Raw genomic sequence first — 25,832 nt, forward strand, 5'->3', positions numbered from 1 at the left:
GAAAGTCATCGGATGAAAAATCGGAAGAGCATTTTTTCAGCAGAAGTGTAAAAAGGAAACGAGCAAAAAGTGTAAAATTCAACTTGACGTCTACACCTCCACCAATTCAACTTCTAAAACGCTCTAAAAATTGCAAGATGTATAATCGAATCTCTCTCATAATGGCATTTCCAAGTAGTGATACAAATACAACCCGCAAAGTACAAGAAAGTTTTCCTATACATAATATAATTATCATTCTCTCTGTTGAACGAATCTCAACATAAAAAAACAAAATTACAAATAATTCAAATTCTGCTAACAGTATAGAATCTTCTTCTGTTATTGCATTTTATTATTGCCATTTTAATAGTAATTTGTATGTTGTTTAAAAAACGAATACTATTATAGCTATTATTAGTAAAATCAAGGCCAAAAGAAATCGTACAAATATAGGCCTTATTTCTACTTCTTTTTCTACGTTCTTAACTTTCTTCCTGAAATCTCTCCAAGTAAAGAAAATAGCAATCAAAAATATAATTAAAAATACAATTTTCAAGTTAAATTCCTCCTCCCTGTCAACTTGTAATTCTAAAATATTTTTTATGTTGAACTTACATAGATAAGCTTATCATGGAAAGAAGAAAACCTTAAAGTTCAATTGTTTCATTTGAGTTTATTGTCAAATGGTTTACTTAAATTGTGAAAACAAGGGTGTTTGGTTTTTATTCGGTTTTAAAATTATACCCACTTCAGACCAAATTGTATGGAGTGGGTATTTAATCGGAAATCCAATTGTTCACTAAATTTCATAATCAATTTCTTCAAGTTGTTTAACTCTTGGCTGGTGTTTGAAAATGTGAGTATAGCATTTTACCTACATCCTTTTCTATTTGCATTAAAATAAGTTCAATTGCTGGTCCTCTTCCAACTTAGCGCCTGTCAATATAGAATAGAAACTATTTTCATGATTATAGGATAGCAATTTCAGTACACCTTCAGTGGCTAACATTTTCATAATTAATTGGACATCGAAATATATCCTTGGCTTATTATTAGTTGAATATAAATCACTATCCGCTCCATAACTATTAATTAACTTCCAACAAACGTCCAAGGTATTTATCTCTACATTTTGGTGATTATTAATAATTTCTAAGATAGCTTCCTGGTACTTTCTTTTTAACGACAATCTAACTTTATTAAAATCTATTTCTTTTCTATTTTCTTTACGATCAACTAACATTTTCTCTATTGCTGCCTTATTTTCTTTTTCTGCTTGTTTAGCTTGCTCCTGCTGTTCTAATTCAAGTTTCATAGAAGATTCTATCTGAGCAGCTTTTTGCAAAGCCTGAGACTTCTTTTTAGCCTCCTCTTGCTTCTTATAAACCCGCTCCAATAATTGTTTATCTTTTTCTTTCAGGTGCTGCCTGATTTCCAGTCGAAGCCTCTCAACTTGTCGTTCAAGTAGTGGTATACCTTGGTTTAGATGCTCTGAAATATCAGTCGGAAAGGACAAGTCCCCGGGAATTTCAGGTAGCCATTCGGCTTCAAGCGTCCAACCATCTACCATTTTCAGAAGGATCTCATCCAACTCATAATCAATTCTTTCGAAACCTTTTATAATATCCTTTACAAGCTCTGGTTCAATCTTGGTATGTTCTTGAAAATGTTGAATACCAAAGGTTTGAACTTCTCCAGTTAAAGTATTGGAGACTTTATATTGTCTGCGGAGTTGTCTTCCACAAGCACAAAAGAGTGAATCATTCTGCCAATCTGGGCCAGCATCAATATAATCTATTAATTCCCAACTGGCTGCAGCGACTTCTATTTCTTCATCCTTCACAGAACTCGCCTTCCAATTGGCAATGAGGTTAGAAAATTGAGTTTTCTTTCCTCTTTTGAGGAAATTTATAAGGTATTCTCTTTGAGAATCAGTAACGGACTCTAATAATTCATCACGTTCTTTTTGTGAGAGGATTTTCTTCATGGATTACTTCCCCCTTTTACCTTTCTAATGTCATTCTGTTATTTATGGTATATGTACTTACTATTTTGATAAGAGAGAAAGCTTAAGTATATATCGTGTTTTAAGTTCAGAATGCAACCTTGAATTTCATCCTTAAAGTGAGTGATTTCTCGAGTATCTGGGTTAATATAAATACTTCCATTATCTAAGTACTTATGACAATTTTGACAAGCCACAACCATATTACCTTCAAAATCTGGACCCTGTTCCCCCATCGGTCTAAGATGGTGAGTTTCTGTAAAGTATTCTCCAGGCTTTATTTCAATTCCTTTTTTTGAACAGATTTGGCATGTATGATTGTACAGAGCTTTTAATTTATTGCTTTTTTGTTGATCGCGATAATAAGATTCAGATTTTACTTTTACATTGTTCTTCGCAATTGGAGCAGCTCCTAATGAATCATCTATAATCCCTAGAAAAGTGATTTTGGATTTAGAAGCTTTATTATTACAGGATCTCTTATTACTTATTTCAGTTAATCTTGCCGGGAAGTCATTATATTGTCTTTCAAAGTATATTCTTGTAATCTCTTCTATCTCTTCTCTATGATCGTCATAAATATCCTCGTCTTCTCGCATTTGCAAATCATTGTAATCAAAGAAATCATCCTCATTCAAATAACACATATTTTTTTCTCCTCTTCTCTAGCATAAGATAGAAATAGATGGGATTTTAAAACCAACTAAATCACCAAATTTTCCTCACATATACTTATCATTGAGAAAAGAAATATCACACACAAAATAAAGCAATTAACCTAGTCTCTATAATTATTTCGTTCCTCTGCTTCCAAGACGATACTGTTTATTTTCTTTTTTAATCTGTTCTTCCCCCAAGGAGTAATAGCCTTTGTCATTCGCCACTTAAGAAACTCAATTTCATCTTCCTCTTCTTTGGTTAATAGGTCCCGAACGGTAGGAGGTTCAAACGCATTGCCGGCAGTACCCTTATGGAGCGGGACTAATGAAGGGTTTTCCTCGTAATGACGTTTGGCTGCGGATTCCATGAGACGTGTAATCTCACGTATATATTGGTCTTTGATCTCGGAATTCTCAATATCCAATTCTAGGATCTCTCTTTGGTAATGATTTATCATTTCTAATTCTCTAGGGTTTAGGATACTCTTCCACTTTGCCATTTCTCATCCCTCCTTGTTTTCGGTGTCCTGGCTCCCATAAACTTCATTTAAAGCTTGTTCAGTGACTAGCCATACTCTTCCTTCCTTCTTAATAAGACCCCGTTCCAGCTGACTATCAAATTTTCTATATCGAACAATGTCGTCTTTCAGGGTGCTATAAGGAATATTTCTTTTGTTTGAAGCAGATGCAGCAGTGTATATTTCTGATAAAGCAAACTTTTCCACACTTTTCACCCTTACAATATTTTACTTATCTTTCATTATACGTCCATTTAGACGTATGAAGCAAATAAAAAAACAGCTAAAGAATAAATCTTTAGCTGCATACATTTAGCTGATGAAGTTTCTCAATTTTGGTGTAAAATTACCTTTCGCTACACCCCTATGGTATCTATCCTCTGCCAGGTTAATAATCTTCTTAATCGTCAACCAGCTCTTAATAACACCAATTGGCGTTCTTGAATCTTTCATTGATTCTCTAAGGACTTTGATATGGTTAGTTTCCTCGTCTGTTAGAATGTCGCTAACTGTGACTTTTTGGTACATAATAGCTTCTCCTCTCAATCACAAATTTAGTTTAATTACGATGATTTTTTGTTTTGGTTTTTGTCCTTTGATTGAGTTACTTCTTTCTCTAATGACTTTGTAATATTGGCATCTGTTACTTGATTAAACATTCGGGAAAGATATTGGATTACTTTCTCTGCATTTAGTGCGCCGATAAGAGCCACAAGAAACATCCGATATGGATCTCCTGGGTTAAGAGCCAATACAAGAGCAAACGCTCCAAATGCAGAATCCATACAATCGTATAGGAATCCTAAATCCCAAGATTTTTTTAACCGTCTGGGCCACTTAATAACTTTGTATTTCCTTGCGTGTAGGTAAAGTCCTAACAAGGTACCGAAACCACCTGCTATTAATGGTTGCTCTAAAATCTCTAAAATCTCTACTAACATACTCTTCACCTCCTAATTAAATTGGCTTTCTTTTTTTGCAATCATTTTTAACAACAAAAAACGCCCCAGGGGTGAACTTTGGTTATACCTCATCTACCGAAATAGATACAAAAGTATAATAAGTTCGCCCCATAGGACGCTAATGTGTAATATTAATAGACTGCTAACCTTAAAGGTTGCATAGAAAAAAGAAAGGTAAAAAACTATACCTTAATTATATGGAAATTTTTTCACATATGCAATCATTTCTATGAATGGACCGGTTCTTTTAACCACTTTTGAAGCTCCGCAACCAATTCTCTAGCACTCTCTTCACTTAATATTAGTTTTCCCCCAGCTAATGATAAGTTTGTCTTCTCAACTGTCCCTGATACTAAGCATTGGTTATAAGCCTGATATTTCTTAAGAATTATTTGGTCTTCATCAACAAATATCTCTAGTGGATCTCCGATGTTTATTTCTAGTGAGCGTCTAAGCTCTACAGGAAGGACAATTCTTCCTAATACATCAACTTTTCGTGTAATACCAGTAGATTTCATGTAAATCACTCCCTTTTAATACATTATATAACAAATATGAAGAAGTTTCTCATTTAGTTTTCTTTTCAATTAATCCTCTATTAATGAATACTGGGTTAACTGATGATAACCGCTTTTCAATATATAAACAGTAGAATTGAATCTGTAATTAATTAACACAGTATTATTTAGGTTAAGCCGTTTAAGGCTAAGGTCTTTTAACATGATCCAAACCTCCTGCAGAACAGCAAGGAGAACCTTCTTTTCTAAAGAATCACCTTTTGTTTGAATGTATTCTAATCTATTTTTTAAGTTTGACTTAAATCTTTTAAATTTAGTAGATAACTTTTCTTTTATATGGGACCGTTCCAGGATATTAGAATGAGTATAGTCTTTCCATAAAGACATTACTTCTTCGAATTTGGTAATGAGACTTTGGAATTCAGTGTCCAAAGCATGTAAATATTCATTAGGCTCCATACAGAGATCCTCCATTTTTCCTTAAATTATACTAATTAAAGTAAATGGGTGAGTTCCTTATATGAGGGTGTTTAGTAGTACTTATAGTGTACGGTATTCTTTCCTATGTTAAATTCCGAATATTATATAGGATTTGTTATATATTTTGTATTAATGAAAGTATTTGGTGGAAGCTGCAACAACTATTTTGTTGTTTTATACACTATTTTAATATGTTTTAATGATTTAATTGTTTTATTGTTTTAAGGTGTCGAAATCCTTTGATATATAAGGGTTTCTGACAGTTAAGTATCACTAATTTTGCGTAAACTATCACTTTTCTTGCGTGAACCCTCACTAATTTTGCGTTTATCCTCACCAATTTTGAGTGAAACCTCACTGATTTTGCGTTAAACGATCACCAATCTTGCGTATACTATCACTTTTTTTGAGTAAAGTATCACTAATTTTGCGCCACATTCTTAAACTATCACTTTTCTTGCGTGAGAAAATTTAAGTTACCGCCAACTATCACCAATTTTGCGTTCAAGTATCCTAGAAATTACAATTTTATAGTCAAAGGGTATAAGTATCACTAATTTTGCGTGACTTAGAGGAATAATTTGGATAAAAACCTCTATAAAGCCTGATATGACGCAAAATAAGTGATAGTTAATGACTATGCGAAAATAATCTCTATTTCCTCTTTCTAAAATTATCACCTTTCCATTATACTAGTGATAGATTGCGAGGAGGTATGGTTTTGGGAAAGACGACAGAAGTGCAAGCCGCTCCATATGAACTTGATATTAAAAACTGGGTTACAAAGTCTAACCAACTGATCGAAGCTACATACAAGCTATCTCTACAAGAACAGCGCATATTATTGGTTTTAGCAAGTAAGGTGCAGCCGAACGATGAAGAACTAAAGGCATATAAATTCCGTGTGCAGGATTTTATGGACATTGTAGGGACGAAACCAGGTACAGGCTATTACTCTCATATTAGGCAAGTTGTAACTGATCTACAGACCAAAACATTAACCATTAAGCAAGGGACAAAGACAATGGTTGCTAACTGGCTGATGACGGCCATTTATGAAGATAATGAAGGAAGCATTCTCTTGAAATTTAATCCGGACTTAAAACATCTGTTTCTAAATTTAAAAGAAAAATTCACTTCCTATCAGCTTGAAAACGTGATTAAGCTACAATCGATATATTCCATTCGTATCTATGAACTACTTAAGCAATATCTAAGCATTGGAAAACGACACTTCACTATCGAGGAGCTTAGAAACTACTTGGCCATAGAGGAAGGGAAATATAAACAATATGGGCATTTTAAAAATAAAGTTCTGAGTGTCGCAATGGAAGAGTTAAAGGTGAAAACGGATCTCTCTTTCACATTCGAGGAGCATAAAACGGGGAGAAAAGTTACCTCTATTACTTTCTTTATAAAGGATCGCAGGCAAGAGAAAGGAAATTCGTTAAGTACAGAGGTGCAACCAGACGATGAGGGTTCCAAAGTAGAGAAATCCTCTACCAGCGAGTGGCCAACAGAGCTTCAAGAGATTGTTATGGATATGCTAGATTTAGGTATAGAAGAGGAAAAAGCTAAGTACCTCATAAATACATATCCTAAGGATCAGCTTGAGAGAAACATCGAATATGTAAAACTCCAACAACAGAAAAAGAATATTGATAACCTGGGTGGTTATTTGTTCAATTCTATTAAGAAGGATTATGCTAAGGCTAAAAAGTCTTCTGTTCGTTCATCCCGTTTTGTGAGTGAACCTGAAGATTCAGAACAGCTGGAACTGCTTGTTGGCAAATCCCATAATGACAAAATAAAAAATTACATAGAAAAGTACGGGGATACTGCTAAATTTGAAGAACATTGCCTGGCGGTAAAAAAAATTAAAGACCGGCTAAAAAAATACTCTAAAGATGATACAGACATTGCCCATCAGAGCATTATGGAACTAGTAGAACAGGATATAGAAATACTTAGTAATAGTGAGCGTGGACCAAGAAATTTAGAAGAAATGGAAGATTCCTACCTTAAGGAGATATATGCAACCATGTTGCTCCATGTATAGTGATCCCTTAGTTAAATGGTTATATAAACAATAAAAACTCAGTTCTATAAGAACTGAGTTTTTATATCATTTTCTCTACCTACGTGGTTCAACAGTCGGGAAAATGAATTATGATTCATTATTTAATCAGGTCAATAATTTAGGAATTTGGTCTACAAAGCCTTTTAATTGTTTTTTATGAGACCTTAACTTATTTTTAACCAGTAAGATCTCTTTTATATCTTAACCGTTTAGAAAGCAATTTTACTATTTAAAGTCTTTAACTCTTTCTTGTGCACCGAAAGCCTCTAAAACATCATCAAAAGCAGAAAAAACCCTTTGTTCTAAGAATTTCGGCTTTCGCATAGGAAAATTTCGGTGATATAGAAAATTCTTAAAGGAAATAAGAGGGTTTTTTAAAAACTCATCAACAATATTAAAGATCGGTCTCTTCTTTGACACTAGATAGCATAGCGCTTCATATTCTTCTATATCCAATGAAATACAACCTTTTACTATTTCTGAGTTATTTACTTGTTCGAGTTTCTCGTTTACATAATCATCATAAAACCCTAAATTATTACATTTATTATTAGTTACAGAAAATATATAAACTTCTTCCACCCCTGATAATTTATGCGATATTTCTGTTGTTAGAATCTCTGAAATTGACGTGAAAGCCTGCTTAACTGGTTCAATAAATGTTCTATCTAAGTCTTTCTTAATGGATAATTCATCGCCTTGTAGGAAGGCCGCTGCTCGTACTCTGCGGTTCTTAACTTCAAAAACTGCTAGCTTTTTTCCGAGTCTGATCATTACATCCGGAGATTGTTTAGAGTTATTTTCACCATATGCAAACTCTTCAATATATTGGTAAGGAACTTTAGAATCTTTAACACTCTGTCTACCTGCTAAAGCAACATATTCTTCAAAAGGCCTTCCAAGAAATCCTAGAATTTTATCATTATCATACATTTTCCTCACCTTAAAAAAGAAAGCCTCATATACTTCATCTTCTAAAAAGGGAATACATATAGGAATGAAGTTTTTACCATCATAGTTAAACAATGGTTTTATTTGAAATAATGAAAAATCCCAGGGGTGATTTATCTTTTCTAAGACCCATTCCTTTGCTTCTGAAAAAGAAAAGGAAAGTTCATTAACGATTTTGATACCAGCCTCTTTTATAGAAACTTCAGAATAATATATCTCTGGGTTAATGCTTACTGGTTTAGTTATTTTGGTGTTTACTTTAGAGAATCCGCTTATGAGGGAAGTAATAACTGATAAATACTCCTTCATAGTATAAGGATTTCTTTCACAAAAGTCAGATTGAATATCAATAAATTCTTTTCTATTATATTTTTCTTTTTCTGCCGCTAAGTCTAAATATATATAAGAAGATCTTCCTAATGATGCAAATACTTCTGGCCTGTTGTTGAAATGAATATTCCTAATCAACTCACTTTCCAAAGTTGAAGAATTTCCTCGATATAAAAAATCACCAATCTTGGCACATAAGGTTATCACCTGACCTAGTAATTCAGTTTCAGATAAATTCGAGGATTTAGTTAACATTTTTTCATCACCATATGCAAAAATATATTTCCAGAAAGTTAAAATGCATTGGTAGTTGATCATGGCCCTATTAGCTACGACTGTAGCAACTCTTTCATTTAAGAGTCCCTTCTGCTTCAAGAATAGCAAAAAAGTTCTTTTGGTATCTTGGTCCATGTAATCAACATACTGCAACCTAGACAAAAGTTGAAGGGTATCCAACAATGGCTTGTCCTTTATTTCATTTATCACGCTTAATTCTGAATCTTTATATCCATATAATTCACTGTAGGTTAAATAAACGAGAGTGTTACTTTGCTTGATTTTTTTCATATTGAACCCCATCCATAATTAGGTTGAAATTATGATAATCTAACGCTTGCTAGAGCAGCTTGTCTGTCTTTTTTAATCTTCCCATACATCGTTCATAAGGTTTTGAATATGCTTCTTTCTCTTCTTTGTTTTGCTGAGATTTGGTAACCATATTCCTCCTACTAGTAAAACTACATCATTAGGCTTGCAGGCTGGATCCACTTCGGATTTTGGAAAATCTTTTGTTTGACCATCAATTTCAATTACAACTATATCTCCTTCAAAACGATCAATAATGCCTTCCATGGATTGAATCCCCTTTCTTATTGAGGTGTAAAGGCCGTTAAGGTATTTGTAGTCAATCCGTTAGCAGTTACACTAATATCCCCTTCCACTGTAAACCCTTTAGCAGCTCTCCCTATTCTGAAGCTTATATCAGCCACACCATTAGCACCGGTGGACCCGGTATACACCGTTTCTGTTGATTTATAATGGAGTGTTAATGTTACTTCCGCGCCAGATACTGCATTTCCTTGACCATCTGTTACAGTGACACTTACGACTAAATTAGAGTTTTGGGTAGGTGTCGCATTACTAATTGTAGCGGCAGCGGATAACGACTGTGTTTTTTTTGGCTTTTCCTCTACTGGAGGTGTTGCCGGAGTTGCAGGAGGAGCTTGTTCGTTATTCTTTTTGGTTGTATCTTCTGTTTTTGGTTTAGTGGTTGGTGCTTTATATACCCAGGCATTTGTATTTACCTTTATGTCACTACCGTTTGTAGTAAATACAATGGTTCCTTGTTTATCATTTCGATAAATCTCGGCCCCTGTGTTATTCAGACGTTCTAAGACCTCTGGAGTGGGATGTCCGTATGAATTCTTCCCTACCTGGATGATAGCGTAGTCTGGTTTCACACGTTCTAAGAAGGCATATATAGAGCTACCGTTGGATCCATGATGCCCTACCGCTAATACGGTCGAATCAAGCTTATCTCCATGCTGTGTAATCATTTCATTCTCTGAGCGCTCATCTGCGTCTCCTGTAAAGAGGAAACTGTTTTCTCCATATGTTACTTTTACCACAATACTCATTTCATTCCGATCAGAGGAAGAACCTATTGGAGCAAGGAACTCGGCTTTGATACCGTCACCCAAATCAAAGGAGATTCCCTCGGCCCCGGTCTTAACAGAGAGACCTTTGTTTTTAATCGACTGTAATACCGATTCAAAAGTCTGGGTAGTGGCAGAAATTTTCGGCATATAAATGGCGCCTATATCAAATGAATCTATTACTGCATCCATACCACCAATATGATCTGCATCCGGGTGACTACCAATCATATAATCTACCTTTTGTACACCGAGATTATTCAGATAAGCTACCATATCATCTTCATCGTCATTGTTACCTGCGTCAATAACCATTACCTTACTGCTAGGAGTAACAATTACCTGGGCTGATCCTTGACCGATATCAACGAAATGAACAGACATTTCTCCACTGGCTGCTGGAGGGTTTGTAGCTTTTGCTTCAGTTTCTTTTGCTTCTACTTCTTTTGAGGTTTCCTTGGAATCTTCTTTTTGCGACTCTTCATCGTTTTTTTCATTAGCCGTAGCAGCAGTTTCTTCGGCTTCTTTTTCTTCTAAATTCTCATCGAATTTCGTACCGATTTGATTATCTTCTGTGGTAGTACTTTGTGCTTTATCTGCTTCAGGTAAACCGGTACCAAAACTAAAAAACGCAATAAAGGCAAGCAATAGTGTAATGCCGGCAATTTTACGATTATGTATCTGCAAGCTAGTGACATTTCCTTTTATTAAGCCTATGATCGAGGCAACTATTAAAATTAAAGCTAAGTAGGTTAATAGAGCCCATATTCCATCTTCTAAAAAAATCATGGTGATAAAAGGTATTGAAAATACTCCTCCTACAATAAAAGGCAAGTATTTGGGATATTCTTTTCGATTCCGTAATAACAAATAAATACCATAAGGTGGCGCCAGGAACAGCATGAGCCATGTTAGCCATTTTTTGTTTGAAAAATGCATCTCTTCAACTCCAATGATTATTACACTATTGATTTATTGATTGGTATACTCGATTCTGGTTATTGAATTCTTATCCTAATAACCCCATCCTGATCTGATTTATAAACAGGAACCGTAGTTTTTTTCATTTCTTTCTCAATCAAATCTTTAACCCATCCAGCAAAATTTTCTTTTTGTGATGCGAATGTATGTAAATCATTATCACGTTTGATATCAAGATTAAACTTAACACTTTTTACTTTGTGCATATCATTCACCTTCCATTAATTAGAATGGTAATATCTATGCACCCTATGAGGATAGTATTCAGCTCTTAAGGATTTTATAATTTTTATGATTTACCACTGTTCTATCCGTGGAATAACCTAGGTTTATGGCATCATCATGAGAGATTTCTACCACAGCGGAGTTTTGATAGAGAATACTTACTCTCCCCTTTATCGTCATATTATCCCTTTTGAATGAAATTACATGCCCCTCTTTTGCCTTAGCCACATTTATACACCCCTTTTGTCTCTTTTTGCACATAAACTATAAGTTCGTCTAATTCTTGTGAAATCTGCAAAGTTCTTTCATTTGATAAACCAAGCTTTTTCACTGCATCTAGCAGTTCTAATCTCTTATTCTCTAACGCACTATAATAGTCTATAATTGTAATCACCTTCACTCTTTTATTTATATTTTTATGAAATAGAAATGCAATTTCCTAGAAATAAAAAAAACCCAAAGCAAGGCATGAAAGCCTATCACATTGGGTTTTTCCCATAAATTAAATAATTTACATTTATTATACATTAAGTAAACCTTTTAAAAAAGACTTAATTGCTTCACTGGCTCTTTTTCTAGGTTTATTAAATGAAGAAGGTTCTGTTTAATTATATCTATTGTTGACATTTCTTCATCGGCTGAAACCCGCTCCCCCGTTTCTAAGTAAACTTTTCGCTGATCTGGTGATTTTCTGGCATTTAAAAATGCAGTCGTATCAGCAGAAAACAGGGATATTTCACATAACCACCGGTTAGCTAATCCCAAACAGTGGAAATTTACTTCAGGAAACTTATTTACCAAATCAATGAGTCTAGCCTTTGTTTCTTCCTTGTGTTTTAAGATGCTTGGTACAAGACCCCCTATACAGATCACCTCATGTTCTTCTTGGGATAGCTCCATTAAATTATCTACCGTATCATTAAATTGCCATACTGGCCAAATGGTAGCTGCAGGACAGAGGGATTTTAATCTCTCATAATTACTTCTGGTTTGTTGCGGGTCGCCAATTACATCTAAATTTATAAAAGCCTTTATTCTATTATCCTGACACTCCTTATTAATAAAATTAGCATATTCCTCCACGGAAATCATTTCTACTTCATCAATATGGAATAGTTCCAGCTGATTATCCAATTTTTTATTCCATCTTTGCTTGTATCTAAAGGTACTGAAGGCCCCACTGTCCACGATACAATGAAACCCCTCATCCAATATCCTCTTCCAGTTTCGATTGCCTCTAATATGATAGTAGTTAAGAAGCAGATATTTTCCGCCTAACTTTTTAAGTTCACCTCTAATATATGGATCCTTTTCAAGTCCAGACGCAAACACCCTTGTCCCTGTAAGGCTTATACGCACTTCTCCGCTCTTCATTTTCCTAAGAATCACCTTATCAGTAAAGACATCTACTAGGACCGCTAGCAACGACGAAGTAAACTTGCTATAGCATTGTAGCTGCTTCCTGGTAATCGTCTTAGAATCTATAAAAAAGCTTATTGCCTTTCTAATGGATTTTCTTGAAATAGAGAAAGGTTTAACACTCTTGTTTGTAGTGATAGATAAAAAGGAATCACTTATCTTATTAATATAATTGATTCTGCCTTTAACAGTAAAAGTAAGAATTGAGTTATTCTTGGATACTCGTCGAATAAAACGTCTTTCAATTTCTCTTGCAGACTTTTCAAACATATTGTCACTCCTTTTAAATAGGAAAAAGCAGAGGGAAGATCCCGCTGCTTTTAATTATTCATCCCTTATTAGATTAGGTTGTTACAGGTAGACTATTTTCTTCCTGTACCATTACATTCTTTACATTTTTTGTGTTTGATAGATGCTTCCTCTACATACATTAGAATTCCTTTTCCACTGCACTTTTGACAAATTATCATGCTTTACTCTCCTCAGTTAGTTAACTATCATCTTTTCTTCAAACTGTGTATTAGTTAATTGGCACGAAATGTAAAGGTGAATATTCCTTCGTTAGCCCGTTATCATTCTCTATAATTAAATTCTTCGTTGGGCTAATACCTTTTATCTCATAAGTTTTTCCAACCGTACAAGTTGAACCGTCAAATCCCAGAGACCAAGAAGCTATAACCATATCTCCTTTACCTGCCAAATATTCTTTAACATAACAGCCTATTTTTACTTTCATTTTTTTCTTCCTCCTTACGACGTCTTCTGGGTCGAACGCGTCTAGTAAGAATCTGTTTTAACCTAGACACTATCAATAAGTCTATATTTTTCGTCCATTAGCTCTTCAATATATGCTGCATCCATTTCATAAGTAGCTCTTTTTATCTCTTTATTGATAACCTTTAATTCAGAACGAATGGTGAGAAACTTATTTTTTCGGCCAAATTGTCTTAACAAGGACCAAAATGTAGCTCTTATTTTACTCTGGAAGCCAATTTCCTTATTTTTAGGAAAGCACTTATAGCATATTGCTTCAGGATCCTCTTCCTTTCCGCAATACCCACAAGCCTCCAGATTCATGTAACTTCTTACAATATAAAGAAAATCTTTCTTCCTACTATTGTTTATTAGAGATTTCCACATTTCATCACGCTCTTTCCGAAAAAGTTTAATAAAAAAGAGTAGAGTGGTATTACACCTCTACTCTAAAAAAATCATTTTTTTACTACAATAGCTTCGTAGCATTCTTCACAAACAGTCACTTTTGTAATATTTCCTTCGCCAAAATCAACAGTTATTGATTTATTAGCTTCAATGTATGGATCCTGGTGAAAATGACATATGGCTATTTCTTTTCCCTCTATCGCACTGGAATGGACATCATTCGTAGCTACCGAATTCTTTGAATACAAAGCGATGGTAGACTTTGTTTGCTCAAGTATAATACTTGTCCAGTCGTCCTTTAACCATCCTTTTTTTTCAAAGTTTTCTAGTGTCTCAAGTGGTAAATCTCCATAATTGTCGCTATGAAATGAAAAGATGATATCTCCATCCTCATCTTCCTCTTGGATCGAAACAAAAATTCCAGTCTTTGCTTCAAATACTTGCTCTAGTGCCTCACGAATCTTTACCAATGAACCTACTAGGAAAAAGTCCCCTGCTCGACAATCTAACTCATATAAATTTTTTTGCATGCTCGTAACACTCCTTTTGATTTTTAATAAGTTTGTTTGAACTTCTCAAACGCTTGTTTAAATAGTTCCATTTGTCGGAAAGGTATAATATGGTCAATGAACTCTCTTCGAGCTTCTTTAAGTGGTACATCACTCATAATTGATTTCATATCATCAATATTTTGCTGATCCCAAGTTTCCAAATTTGACTGCATAATCTCCTTTTTGCACCAGGAAACAGTTACACTTTCAAACTTGTAATAGCATTCAGAGCTTTCATCTTTCTTATAAAAAGCATATTCCTGAATGGCATCCTCTGAAGAAGATACGTTTAATAAAAATAGGGATCCGAACTCAAAATACTGGTGAGGAATCTGTGTATTGTTGACTAACAAATCAGCTAATTCCTCTGCTTGTTTTTCCGCTGTTAATAACATTTCTCCACTCTCCTAAAAGGTTTTATATATATAAAAAAGACGATAAAGTTTTATGAAACTTGGACCGTCTTTGTTAACACAAGAATGTTTGTTGAAGTTCTTGAAACACAAAAAAGCCCATGAGTAGCAAGAACGGTAATACCGTAACTTGACCCATAGGCCTGAAATTTATTAAAGTAACAGCTGACCAAATTTGGTCGCATAGAAAAAGTAAAAGAAACACTTGAATAATCTCATTATATCAAAAGCTTCAATTACTTTCTATTTTTTTCGGTAAAACATTTGCCTTTTCATCATATATTTTCGCGGTGATCTCAATTTTCATTGCTAATTGAGGTTTATTCATCTTGGACCGACCTATGATGTGATGACTAGTTCTTTTGCAAACTCTTATAACTCTTCAGCTGCCAAGTTAATCGTTAATTCTTGGTGTAGCTGTGATATTAAGTTTGATCATTTTCTACCTATGTTGTTCAACAATCGCGCCCGATAATGGAAGATCGTTCTTGAACATCAGCTTCACAGATATTCCAGAAAAGCATCCTTAACTTAAATAAGAAATAGTCATTTTAGAAAATACGGTTTCATCTAAGCATTAAGTTGGATAAATAACTTTTACTAGTGGTTCAACTGAGATACTTGTTAAACTGGATCATAGATGGATATTAATCCTAATTTTTTAACATGGGTCTTTTCTCTTGTCCCTCAAGTAAACACAGATGAATTTTTAGGGTACAGTCATTTCTGAAAGCTATGGATCCTATCTTGTGATAAATGGAAACTACTAGACAAGTGGTAATAATATATCAAAACTCTCTTTAATCTTCATCCAAAATAACGGAAATTTATAATAAACAATTAAGATTGTTGTATGTTAACTCTGTGGAATCAAATTTTTTGTAAAGAAGAAATTAGCTATCAGTTCATCGTACTATAAAAAAATTGGATGAAAACAATTAATGTTTTCATCCAATTGCATCCTTTTAGCATTCATCGATCATAGGTTACTTTATAGGAACAATAAATACCCCAACATAAATTAATGTTATACCAATTATTATTAGTAAAGTTTTGATTACCCAAATAGGCATCACTTTTAGGATTTTCGATACTAGAAAAATAACGACCGTTTGTAATAGAGAAGCATCGTAGACTGCAATTTGATCAATAAATTCATCTTTTTTTTGTGTAACTCTAGATAAGGTTAAACCTTTAATAAAAAATAACAGTCCAAATACTAATAAAAACAACTTAGAAATAATTAACCAAACCATTGATTCTTCCTTTCTAACTTTTACAAAAGTATTATTAGCAGAAAATTATTTTAGTAATCTTCTGTTCTTATATATACTACCTAAATTTCCTTTTGAACCAAAGATAATAGCGTTAACTAATCCTTTAAATGTCGGTCTATCCCCATTTGCAACTGTTGTTAAAATATAGCTTTTAGCCGAATATGAAATGTCATTTGCTAAGCGTCCGTAGAGACCAATTTTCTGGGCAGCGATTACTTTTGACCATCCGCCACCTACAACTCCACTAATTGCTCCTACTGCTGCACGTTTAGCAAAAGTCTTCCAAGGAAATTTTGACTTCCAATATTTAAATTTATATTTTTTCCAATGACTCCAAAATAGACTCCAAGTATTTCCGACAGCTCCAGCTGCAGCCTTTCCAAGGACCCACCAAGGAAAATGACCATTTGGATCAACAAACATTACTGGGTTATTCTTTGTATAGGTATATTGATTTATAGATTGTGGGTCGTCCTCAAATCCATGGAAGGTATCCCTTGTGATAAATCTTCCGATCTCCGGATCATAATAGCGAGCCATTAGATAATATAATTCAGTAGTTTCATCATATCGGTAACCAGAGTAACGATATGGGTTAGAAGAAGCCATTGTTCCTGTTTGAGTTGTGATGTTTCCCCAAGCATCATAATGATATTGAGCTACTGTAACACCCTTTGCATTCGTAAGTGCAGTGACATCACCGTGTCCATTAACATGGTAATAGTAAGTTTCAGCACCCTTAGTCATGCTAACCGGATTACCTTGGGCGTCCCATGTGTAGGAAGCTACAATGCTGTTATTAGCATCTGTCTCATAAATCACTTTATCCCCACTATAGTGAAAGTATATCGTTCCATTCGTAGTAGTCTTACTTAAGCGTTTGCCATCTTTATCATAGGTAAAACTTGCCAGTGATGTACCGTCGGATTTCTTTACTTCAATCAGACGGTTCTCTATGTCATAGATATACGTTTTTGTTCCATTATTTTTTAAGTTTCCATTCGTATCGTACGTATATGCTTGACCGTTGACAGCGGTAAGTTGATTCGCAGTATCGTTAGTGTAATTGGTTGTCGTTGTATTTCCATCTTGAGTTACTATTTTCTTCGTACGGTTCCCAACTGCATCATACTCGTAAGAAATCGTAGATCCATCTGCCAATGTTTCCTTTGTCAGCTGATTTAAAGCATCGTATTGATAAGAAATTGTTCCGGCACTTGTGACTACACTAGTTTGGTTGTTATTGGCATCATAGGAGTACGTGTAGGTATCTAATAATCCTCCGGCTACATTATAATTTTTCACCGATTTCAAACGGTTAGCATCATCATATTCAAAAGCAGTATAAGTACCATTACCTTTACTGGTAGAAATGGAATTCCCACGCTCGTCGTATATGAATTTCGCTTGGTTTACACCGTCTCGTGTAACTGCCGTTACCTGGTCCAATGAATTATAACTATATCCATTAGTAATTGTCGTCGCTCCTGAAGTAACAGTTAATGAAGTAGGATTACCGTTATCATCATATGCATAATCAATCTTGTTTGCCGCCCCTACAGATTGTTGGGTGACACGGTTATTTTTATCATACTTGAAACTTGTTGTTTTACCAGTATTATCCGCATACCAAGCAATATTTCCGTTGGCATCATAGCCCAATCCCCACTGTTTAACGCCATTATGGTATATACCGTCCATCCTATTTAAAGCATTAAAGGTGTAGGATACGGTGTCGCCTTTAGGAAAGATCAATTTTTTCGTATTTCCATTCTTGTCATAACCCAATTGAATCACTTGATTTAATGGGTTCGTAATCTTTGAAATCTGATTAAATTCGTTATAATCGTAAGTGTTGACATTGTTTTTGGCATCTGTAATAGTTGTCCGATTTCCAACCGCATCATACCCGTATGACGTTGTTTTCAAATTGGCATCCGTCACGCTGGTAAGCAAATTACGTTTGTCATAGGCAAACGACGTGGTTTTTCCTTTTCCATCGGTAACACTTGTTTTATTTCCAACTGCGTCATAGCTGAACTTCACATTATCTCCAACGGGATTATCTACTTCGGTGAGATAGTTTCCACCAGCGTCATAGGTGTTAAAGGTGTGAGAAGCTCCTTTTTCTAAGCGCATCGCATCAAACCAAGCTGTACCCAACTGATCATTGTAAAGATATAGTACATCAACGGAATTGAAAGCTTTCGTAGGTTTTACTTGTGCAGCCCCATGCTGCCAACCAGCTGTTGTTTTGCTGAAATCATTCGCAAAAGTCCCTACTGTTCCATCAGTATAATTAATCTGAACTTGAACAACATAGTTTCCACCGTTGACGTCAGCCCCTACTTGTTTCGACCACCCAGACAAAGTCAATGGTGTGTTGGCATCTCCGGAAAGTTTAATGCGTTGCTTGATAAATTTATTTTTCGCCTTTTCACCAGTAAGTTTAAGGGAATAGGTACCTACATATACATTATCTTCCCCTGTATCACTTTGATAGATTCCATCGTTGGCAGACAAGTTGGCGCTGTTTGCCCAGCCTAAAGGAGTCTTATCGCCAGCACCGGTATTTCTCTCAAAGCTGGAATTTTCCACGTGGTTATATGCACTGAGTACCGTTCCTTTTTCCAACTGGATGCCGTCAAAATAAGCTGTACCAGTTCCTGCATTAAGACCTACAGATACTCGAATGTTAGCTGTATTCGCTGGTACATTGTTGACAACAGCCTGTATACGTGTCCAATCATGCGTTCCTTTTAATTGATATGCTGCCTTCTCACTAATCCATGCACCAGTCGAATCTAAAAATTCTAACTTTACGACTGCTGTATTGGTCATACTTGTTGTTTTCACATATCCACTAACAATATAATGATTTCCTGCAACAAAAGGAATCATCTGATCTGATTTAGCAATCGCCCACCCTGTAGGGTTCGAAATACTGATTGATTTTGTACCAATTTTCGCTGTATCTGACCATGCAAAGGTAGCTGTCTTTCCAGGTTCGATTGCCTGTGTCCAGCTATCTGCCCAGTTATCCGTATTGCTATCAATCTCAAAACTTGAGTTTGTAATCTGATTATCAGCAGCAGACATAGGGTGTGTATCATAATCTACATTTCCATTTGTTGCATACCTGCTTGCAGAAGTCTGTACGTTCGCGTCAGTCGATTCCGTATTATTGTTTTCTGAATCGTAATCAGACGTACTAACGTTACTGTTAAAGTCCTGTTCCTTTACTAAGTTGTTTTGACCATCGTATGTGTAAGAAGCCGTTTGGTTTTCCGGAAGCTTCATGCTGGTAATATTGCCATTTGCATCATAGGTGTATACCCATGTTGCAGTTCCATTCGCTTTATTGGTATTAGCATCTTTTACCTGTGTCAAATTATTGTTGTTGTCATACGTAAAAGTAGTTATCGCTTTATTGGCGGCATCTAATGGATTTTCCGTTTGCTGTACAATATTTCCATTTGCATTATACGTGTAATCCACTCGGCGACCTTCTCCATCGGTCACAGAAGTAGCCAAATTGGTAGTATCATAAGAATAAGTGCTCGTACTTGTTTGCTGAACACCGTCGATCGTGATCGGGCGGCTGATGCTTGAAATGCGATCTGACGTATCATAACCAAGTGTTGTTTTAATGCTACGAGCATCTGTAATTCCCGTGATGTTATGATCAGTATCATATGAAAAAGTTGTTGCTTTTCCTTCTGAATTAATCACTTTTATGAGGTTACCAGATGCATCGTATTCGTAACTTGTTGCTCTGCCTGCCGGATCAGTTACACTTGAAACGTATCCGTTTGTGCCGTAATTGATCGCTGTTTCCCGCCCGGAAGCATCTCGAACTTTTGTTAATTTTCCAGAAGTGTCATATGCGAAAATCGTTGTGTTATTATTTGTATCAACGATTGAGCTGACTTTACCATTACTGTTAAAGTTCGTTTCTGTACCGTCAGTTTCAGTAATCGTATACGTTCCGTCACCATTTTTGATTAAATCAAGGTAAACGCCCCCAGCAGGTTTATATCCGCCTCCGACTTTTTCTCCAAAAATGTGACGCGTATTATCTTCATCTATTAAAGTAATTGGTCCACTTCCTGAATCAACAATTAACGATTCAAGATTAGTAATCCACCCGTATCCGAATAAACCTTTAAAAGAAGATTTTCGACTATTGAATGTTCGAGTTAGGCTTACTTCTGGTCCACGCCCCGGAATCTTAACATCAGTTTCTTGATAAACAAGATTTCCGTTTGCTGGATTTACACCATCTTCCGTATTCGTCCAAAAGGATTCAATACCAATAGCTTCTACTCGGTAGTTAATCGATAAACGAGGCGTATTACTACCATTATTTACCGAAATAAACGTACGAAATGGTGAAGTGGTTTCATTCTGTTGCTTAAGCATCAAACCATAGTTAGCTTGTACTCCGTTGTACCAGTCTTTTGCAAGCTTTGTAATATCCCATCCCCAGTACTCGTTATAAGAACTGCTTGTAACAGTTGATTCTTTAGTGCTTGCATTAGTTGGCTGTGTTTTCCATGTCACAGACGACGACCAATCACTTGTAACGCGGTGTAAATCTACAGAAACTTGTTGACTATCATTTCTCGTTTGATAGGCATTAAATGTCGCACTGTCTATTACACTATCACTTGGAAGTGCCGGAAGGAAAAATCTTACGAGGGCACGGGTATTTCCAAAGTAGCTGTTGAAACCGGTATGCATATAGGTATTGCTGGAGTAAATAGAGTCTGGAAAGCTGCTTGCAACAAAGTTATCACGTACCACATCCCAGCTATTAATAGTAGGATCAATGGTCACAGGATATTGTGTCTCTGGATCTTCTAAAAACGCCTGGTCAGCTACAACGTCAACAAACGTTTTTCCATTTTCTTTACGTAAATCAAGAGAGACTTTATCAGAATACTTTCCTTTTGCATCTGTCATAAATGGTAATTCAAAGAACCACACTTGGTTACCAGTTGAATCTTTAAAAATAATGGTCCCATTTTTTTCTTTATGAGGGGTCACACCCTTCACCTTCAGCTCAAAACTGAATGTATTTTCATTTTGATATTCATGAAGAATAATATCTTCTTTCACTGCGCTGCCTTGTACACGGTAATGAATATCGACGTTTTCGAAAACACCTTTATAGTTCACTTCATTATTTTTCACTGTACCTCTTGCTTTTTTTGCTTTTAATGGAACGAGGCTAATGGTTTTTTCATTCTTTTCAACAGTAACAAGTTCCCCGTTACCAGTTTCTTGCGTAAACCATACCTTTTGATTATTTGCGGTATTCTCAAATTTCCCCGCTTTTTTTACGCTGTTTCTGAGTTTATTATCAATCTTCTTCCACTTCTTGTCTGAAGGATCTTGATAAAACTGTTGCTCCATAAAAATCTCTTCAGTAAAGCTTCCATCAGGATTTAAATACCTTGTTGAAAAGGGAGTACGTTTATTAGTTAACTCCAATTTTTCTTTTGGAAGCTTATTTGGTAGTTCACCAATATCTGCGTTTAGGTTTTCCTTTTTAGGACCCCTTTCTGCTTCCCCTGGAGCTGCTTCTGTAAAACCTGGTCCTACTAAACTGATAATAAGGCAAAATGATACGATTACCGCAAACCAACGGTAAAATGACCTAAACGATGAAGACATATACTATTTTTCTTCCTCTCTCAAATTATGTACTATCTAAGATAGCCTAGATTATTATACCTAGATAATTATAAATTGGATATTAATCAAAATTTGGTAAAAAAATAGCCCCTTCCCACTTAATGACAGCTTAAAAATTTCCATTATGAATCTTCCACAAAAAAAGTTTTGTTTTTGTCTGTTATTATCCTTTAACTAGACACACAGTACTTTTGTAACAGATTTAAGGTACTCTATTTCTGTGTAAACAGAAAAAACCTCGGACTCAATTAAGTCACGAGGGTATGAATATATTAGGAAGCTTATTTTATATTTAATATGAAAATCTTAATATTCTATTTTGCTAATAAGTTGTCAATTGTTACAAATTCATAGCCTTCTGCTCTTAATTGGTCAATCATCTGAGGTAGCGCATCAACAGTACCTTGTAATTTGGTATTTTGGAAGTTGTGCTGGAGGACAATTCCTCCTGGGGATTTATCCCTATGCACAATAGTAAGTATTTCCTCTGCTGATTTACCGCTATAATCGATTGTATCCACAGACCACATGATGTTCTTAAATCCGAGCTTATCAAATACATGAGCATCAGCTGCAGTATAGTCTCCATAAGGCGGTCTAAATAAAGTAGACTTTACTCCAGTTACTCTTTCAATGATTTCATTGGTAGATGTAATCTGTTGGATGACTTGAGACGTATAAAGTTTGGATAATTCAGGATGATTCCATGTATGATTTGCAATGGTATGACCATCCTCTACCATTCTTTTAGCCAACTGCGGAAAATAAGAAACTTGCTCTCCAACTACAAAAAACGTGGCTGGTACACCTTTTTCTTTTAATATATCCAAAATTTGAGGTGTAATAATTTTGTCTGGACCATCATCGAAAGTTAAGGCGATTTTCTTTTCTGTTGTGTCTCCTTTTTCGATAGCGATTGGCTTGTTCTCTACTGAAGTGTTTGTTTGAATAAAGGTTCGATTGATTTTAGAATCGTAGGTAACCGTCATGCCTAATTTTTGTGCAGTTACCAACAATGGAATGTATGGACGGCCATTGACAACAGTTGTTGTTGTTGCAAGGTACTCGCGAATCCATTTGTTTTTTTCTTTCACGTAGTAGTCGATGTATGCCTTTTCCAATGGGAGAGCAACAATATTATTTCTCTCAACCGCAATAGAATTGTATTTCTCATTCTTGTCAACAGCAGCACCTGTGTGCTTGAAGAATAGATCTGGTACCATTACACGGCCATTTTGCATATAGTAGGTCGTCTTTATGAGTTTCCCATCCACAGAAAAATAAGCAGATGAAACTGTAGAAGCCTTGGCTGGCGCTACTCCAAAAAGACCCGTTATGATGAAGGAAATGAGAAGAATGGCCAAAATTGTTCTTTTCCCTTCCAATTTGTAAACTTTAATCATTATATCCCCCTGTGTGTTTTTCTTTTTTCTTACAGAAAGGATTTTACCAACAAAACATAAATTACAAAACAGTTTTTTATTGGAAATAATAGTGGGCAGCAAATAGAGTGAGAGCGATAGATAATATTATCACTACTGATAATTATCTAAAGGCTAGACTACTAGGATTCCACAAAGCTCTTTTGTTTTTGACTCCTTTTTCCTCGCCTCATATTACTCATCTTGTTGTTCCGTTATATGGCCCTTTAATGGAATAAGAAAAACTGTTGCTGATAATACAACAGGATTTTTATCAATCCTTTAAAAACGATCAAACTTTATAAATAATCGAACTTTGTATTAAACAATTACTTGGGCGCTTTGCCCTTTGATATACAAGATAACAAATAAAAAGAAGCAGCATCTCATGATTATAGATTCTCTGCTTCTTCTGCTCTGTTTTTATGAACAATAATTTCGACTTGATCTAGGAGCAAATGGATTTGTTCTGCATAATACTTCACTTCGTTCTTGGTTCGAGCATGGAGTAATTCTTCTTTTAATTCTTGATACTTTTCCTTATCTTCATCTGACATATGCGACCAAATACTACTCACAAGATCACCTCTATATATTGAATGTTGGATTACATTTAACGTAATAGATAATATTTTATCATTGGTAATATTATGGCATAATTTTACTAAAAAAAAAAGCAACAAAGGACTAAGCCTTTTGTTTGTTTTTTAATACGTTTCTTGAACTAAACTTGTTATTAAATCTTTTTATGGATGCTACTCTGTGATCTGCTCGGTTTAATACCTCGTGTATTTTGGATGCAAGCTCTCTAACTTCCCATTTAGTGCTGGCATTTAAAAGTTCACTTCTTAATTCATTAATTTGCTCTTTCTCTTGTTTTGTTAGTCCGAACATTCCATTTTTCCTCCTATGATATGTAATTGTAATTTTCAACACCTTTAAAAGGGAATAAGCTAAATAATCAACGACCTAAACGGTCATTTAATTTATTTAGCTCATCTGCTTTCGCCCGTTCTGTGTTTAATTCCTTATACAACAGAACATTTTCCGCGGCCATCCCCGCCATAATTGCTATTCCTAGTAACTCGCGATTATCACTAGGGTTAAACAAATAATGTGTGGTAAAAATGGCTGCTAAAGCACCTATCAATACATCCGCTAAAAATCCTAAGTGAAGACTTTTTGGTCTCTTAATTTTTTTTGGATATATCAGACTTTTTTCATGTCTAATTAAATGTGCAATCAGACCTGTAACACCTCCTACTAAACCAGCAAGACCTATTGTTTCTAACATAAAATCACGCTCCCTTTGAGATAAAATAAAAAAGACCTCCAGGACGACGAATAGAAAAATACACGCAAATTACACGTGTATCTTTTAAACGACGACCCAAAGGTCACAATGCCTAATTGTTATACCGCTAACCATAAATGGTTGCAAAAAAAGTAAAAAGAAAAAGTGTTACTCCATAATTATAACAAGTATGGACTATCTATATTAACATGTATTAAGATTAATTTAACGAATACAAATCCTTGAAATAGTTAATAATAGTGAAATTACATAATATCAAACCCTTGAAATTAAAAAGATCTCATGCTTATATGAAACAAGTACCCAAATAACCAATAAAATGCTTGTCAAGTTCTTCGGAAGAGTGATATTATTTATTTAAGTTAATTTAAATATGTGAATTAATTGTTGACAAATGAGAATGTGTGTGAATATGAAAAAAATTATCATGCTTTGTTATGTATTCTCATAAGATATAACAGTGAAAATGAAAAGAACCCTTTGTCCCCACAAAGAGTTCTGATCAAAGAATAAATGTTGTCCCCACAACAATTATCCTTTGAAGTTGTTTTCTTCATCATTGAATTCCTTAAATTCTTTTACAATTTTTTTGTAAAAACTAAATGTTTTTCTCTTGATTCCAGAAAATCCCTTCTGGAATTTTTTCTTTAGTTTACGTGTGAAAAATGATGCTAGCATTATCGTGAAACATACTAACATCAATTTTAAGGACCAACTACTGGATAGATACACATACATAGTATCAAACCTGGATGTGAAGGATAGGATCTCCTCTTTTACACCTGGTAACCAGACATTGAACACAAATTCTAAGCAGCAACTTATAAAAACACCATTGTTAATAGTATAAAGCCTCTTTCTCATGCGATACTCACCTCCAAGATACTTAGAGAAGACGTATCACATAAAATTCGACTGAAAGTAGCCGGAGGGCTTTTACACCTATTCAGTTGTAATAAAACTCCCAATCACATTCACCTTTCCTTTCCGAGCAAGGCTCTTGCATAAATCTATAAAAACAGGATTGTATGGCTCCTGATGGACCCTCTCATTATTGGTAGCTTAGTAGATATACGTAGCTTACGCATGTAATACAGTTAATATACTTTATTCAAAGGTTTTGTCCTAATATTTCATGGTAGGATTATATTCCAAAAGAATCAAAGAGTAAACCATTACTTATAAAAAATATTTCATAACTTTTTCTTTATTCCATCAATTCGAACTTT

General features: G+C 34.9%; 29 protein-coding genes. 2 read left to right on the forward strand and 27 right to left on the reverse strand.

Annotated features, from left to right (window positions below; genetic code table 11):
- A partial coding sequence (locus tag ACFVAD_RS20175) for a hypothetical protein (protein ID WP_386644355.1) occupies window positions 1-266 on the forward strand: 266 nt, incomplete at its 5' end.
- Window positions 267-367: 101 nt separating this feature from the next.
- Here ACFVAD_RS20175 and ACFVAD_RS20180 read toward each other — a convergent pair.
- The 9 genes from ACFVAD_RS20180 to ACFVAD_RS20220 form a co-directional block, all read right to left on the reverse strand.
- Window positions 368-538, reverse strand: coding sequence for a hypothetical protein (locus ACFVAD_RS20180; RefSeq protein WP_386644358.1), 171 nt, complete (start codon window positions 536-538; stop codon window positions 368-370).
- A gap of 339 nt (window positions 539-877) precedes the next feature.
- Window positions 878-1,969, reverse strand: coding sequence for a DUF3895 domain-containing protein (locus ACFVAD_RS20185; protein ID WP_386644360.1), 1,092 nt, complete (start codon window positions 1,967-1,969; stop codon window positions 878-880).
- 38 nt (window positions 1,970-2,007) lie between these two features.
- A complete protein-coding gene (locus ACFVAD_RS20190; RefSeq protein ID WP_386644363.1) occupies window positions 2,008-2,634 on the reverse strand; it encodes an HNH endonuclease in 627 nt (208 codons plus the stop codon).
- A gap of 131 nt (window positions 2,635-2,765) precedes the next feature.
- Entirely contained in the window at window positions 2,766-3,146 is a 381-nt protein-coding gene (locus tag ACFVAD_RS20195; protein WP_386644366.1) for a hypothetical protein, read from the reverse strand.
- A gap of 3 nt (window positions 3,147-3,149) precedes the next feature.
- Window positions 3,150-3,371, reverse strand: a complete 222-nt coding sequence (locus ACFVAD_RS20200) for a helix-turn-helix domain-containing protein (RefSeq protein WP_386644368.1) — start codon at window positions 3,369-3,371, stop codon at window positions 3,150-3,152.
- A 105-nt stretch (window positions 3,372-3,476) separates the two neighbouring features.
- Window positions 3,477-3,692, reverse strand: coding sequence for a hypothetical protein (locus ACFVAD_RS20205; protein WP_386644371.1), 216 nt, complete (start codon window positions 3,690-3,692; stop codon window positions 3,477-3,479).
- 35 nt (window positions 3,693-3,727) lie between these two features.
- Window positions 3,728-4,105 carry a DUF4257 domain-containing protein gene (locus ACFVAD_RS20210; protein ID WP_386644373.1) on the reverse strand — a complete coding sequence of 126 codons (378 nt, stop codon included), beginning with the start codon at window positions 4,103-4,105 and terminating at the stop codon, window positions 3,728-3,730.
- Window positions 4,106-4,353: 248 nt separating this feature from the next.
- A complete protein-coding gene (locus ACFVAD_RS20215; RefSeq protein ID WP_386644375.1) occupies window positions 4,354-4,644 on the reverse strand; it encodes an AbrB/MazE/SpoVT family DNA-binding domain-containing protein in 291 nt (96 codons plus the stop codon).
- Window positions 4,645-4,713: 69 nt separating this feature from the next.
- On the reverse strand, window positions 4,714-5,103 hold the full coding sequence (locus tag ACFVAD_RS20220; protein ID WP_386644378.1) for a hypothetical protein: 390 nt from the start codon (window positions 5,101-5,103) through the stop codon (window positions 4,714-4,716).
- Between the two features lie 742 nt (window positions 5,104-5,845).
- Here ACFVAD_RS20220 and ACFVAD_RS20225 point away from each other — a divergent pair.
- Window positions 5,846-7,183 carry a replication initiation protein gene (locus ACFVAD_RS20225; protein WP_386644380.1) on the forward strand — a complete coding sequence of 446 codons (1,338 nt, stop codon included), beginning with the start codon at window positions 5,846-5,848 and terminating at the stop codon, window positions 7,181-7,183.
- A gap of 246 nt (window positions 7,184-7,429) precedes the next feature.
- Here the strand turns inward: ACFVAD_RS20225 and ACFVAD_RS20230 are convergent, their stop codons facing one another.
- The 18 genes from ACFVAD_RS20230 to ACFVAD_RS20315 all read right to left on the reverse strand — a co-directional run bounded on the left by ACFVAD_RS20230 (window position 7,430) and on the right by ACFVAD_RS20315 (window position 25,467).
- Window positions 7,430-9,052 carry a hypothetical protein gene (locus ACFVAD_RS20230; protein WP_386644384.1) on the reverse strand — a complete coding sequence of 541 codons (1,623 nt, stop codon included), beginning with the start codon at window positions 9,050-9,052 and terminating at the stop codon, window positions 7,430-7,432.
- 72 nt (window positions 9,053-9,124) lie between these two features.
- Window positions 9,125-9,337, reverse strand: coding sequence for a DUF3006 domain-containing protein (locus ACFVAD_RS20235; RefSeq protein ID WP_386644386.1), 213 nt, complete (start codon window positions 9,335-9,337; stop codon window positions 9,125-9,127).
- A 17-nt stretch (window positions 9,338-9,354) separates the two neighbouring features.
- Entirely contained in the window at window positions 9,355-11,079 is a 1,725-nt protein-coding gene (locus ACFVAD_RS20240; protein ID WP_386644389.1) for an MBL fold metallo-hydrolase, read from the reverse strand.
- Between the two features lie 59 nt (window positions 11,080-11,138).
- Window positions 11,139-11,327: a hypothetical protein gene (locus ACFVAD_RS20245; RefSeq protein WP_386644392.1), complete on the reverse strand. Its 189-nt coding sequence runs from the start codon at window positions 11,325-11,327 to the stop codon at window positions 11,139-11,141.
- Window positions 11,328-11,385: 58 nt separating this feature from the next.
- A complete protein-coding gene (locus ACFVAD_RS20250; protein WP_386644395.1) occupies window positions 11,386-11,574 on the reverse strand; it encodes a DUF2187 family protein in 189 nt (62 codons plus the stop codon).
- Entirely contained in the window at window positions 11,567-11,740 is a 174-nt protein-coding gene (locus ACFVAD_RS20255; protein WP_386644398.1) for a Spo0E family sporulation regulatory protein-aspartic acid phosphatase, read from the reverse strand. Before ACFVAD_RS20255 ends, ACFVAD_RS20250 begins: the two co-directional genes overlap by 8 nt.
- A gap of 146 nt (window positions 11,741-11,886) precedes the next feature.
- Window positions 11,887-13,035, reverse strand: coding sequence for a hypothetical protein (locus ACFVAD_RS20260; RefSeq protein ID WP_386644400.1), 1,149 nt, complete (start codon window positions 13,033-13,035; stop codon window positions 11,887-11,889).
- Between the two features lie 250 nt (window positions 13,036-13,285).
- On the reverse strand, window positions 13,286-13,501 hold the full coding sequence (locus ACFVAD_RS20265) for a hypothetical protein (protein WP_386644403.1): 216 nt from the start codon (window positions 13,499-13,501) through the stop codon (window positions 13,286-13,288).
- 62 nt (window positions 13,502-13,563) lie between these two features.
- The gene (locus tag ACFVAD_RS20270; RefSeq protein WP_386644405.1) at window positions 13,564-13,905 is read right to left on the reverse strand and encodes a hypothetical protein; all 342 of its coding nucleotides are present in this window, start codon (window positions 13,903-13,905) and stop codon (window positions 13,564-13,566) included.
- Between the two features lie 71 nt (window positions 13,906-13,976).
- Entirely contained in the window at window positions 13,977-14,456 is a 480-nt protein-coding gene (locus ACFVAD_RS20275; RefSeq protein ID WP_386644408.1) for a hypothetical protein, read from the reverse strand.
- Between the two features lie 23 nt (window positions 14,457-14,479).
- Window positions 14,480-14,872 (reverse strand): hypothetical protein, encoded by a 393-nt coding sequence (locus ACFVAD_RS20280; RefSeq protein WP_386644411.1) that lies wholly within the window; start codon window positions 14,870-14,872, stop codon window positions 14,480-14,482.
- Window positions 14,873-15,876: 1,004 nt separating this feature from the next.
- A complete protein-coding gene (locus ACFVAD_RS20285) occupies window positions 15,877-16,146 on the reverse strand; it encodes a hypothetical protein (protein ID WP_386644414.1) in 270 nt (89 codons plus the stop codon).
- A gap of 45 nt (window positions 16,147-16,191) precedes the next feature.
- Window positions 16,192-21,846: a DNRLRE domain-containing protein gene (locus tag ACFVAD_RS20290; protein ID WP_386644417.1), complete on the reverse strand. Its 5,655-nt coding sequence runs from the start codon at window positions 21,844-21,846 to the stop codon at window positions 16,192-16,194.
- Between the two features lie 335 nt (window positions 21,847-22,181).
- Window positions 22,182-23,270, reverse strand: a complete 1,089-nt coding sequence (locus tag ACFVAD_RS20295; protein WP_386644420.1) for a polysaccharide deacetylase family protein — start codon at window positions 23,268-23,270, stop codon at window positions 22,182-22,184.
- 410 nt (window positions 23,271-23,680) lie between these two features.
- Window positions 23,681-23,866 carry a hypothetical protein gene (locus ACFVAD_RS20300; protein ID WP_386644423.1) on the reverse strand — a complete coding sequence of 62 codons (186 nt, stop codon included), beginning with the start codon at window positions 23,864-23,866 and terminating at the stop codon, window positions 23,681-23,683.
- A 109-nt stretch (window positions 23,867-23,975) separates the two neighbouring features.
- The gene (locus ACFVAD_RS20305; RefSeq protein ID WP_386644426.1) at window positions 23,976-24,182 is read right to left on the reverse strand and encodes a hypothetical protein; all 207 of its coding nucleotides are present in this window, start codon (window positions 24,180-24,182) and stop codon (window positions 23,976-23,978) included.
- 67 nt (window positions 24,183-24,249) lie between these two features.
- Window positions 24,250-24,582, reverse strand: a complete 333-nt coding sequence (locus ACFVAD_RS20310; protein ID WP_386644429.1) for a DUF4257 domain-containing protein — start codon at window positions 24,580-24,582, stop codon at window positions 24,250-24,252.
- 552 nt (window positions 24,583-25,134) lie between these two features.
- Window positions 25,135-25,467, reverse strand: a complete 333-nt coding sequence (locus tag ACFVAD_RS20315) for a hypothetical protein (RefSeq protein ID WP_386644431.1) — start codon at window positions 25,465-25,467, stop codon at window positions 25,135-25,137.
- Window positions 25,468-25,832 lie beyond the last annotated feature (365 nt).

Source organism: Sutcliffiella sp. NPDC057660 (assembly GCF_042800035.1).
In the GTDB taxonomy this organism is placed as follows: Bacteria; Bacillota; Bacilli; order Bacillales; family Bacillaceae_I; genus Sutcliffiella_A.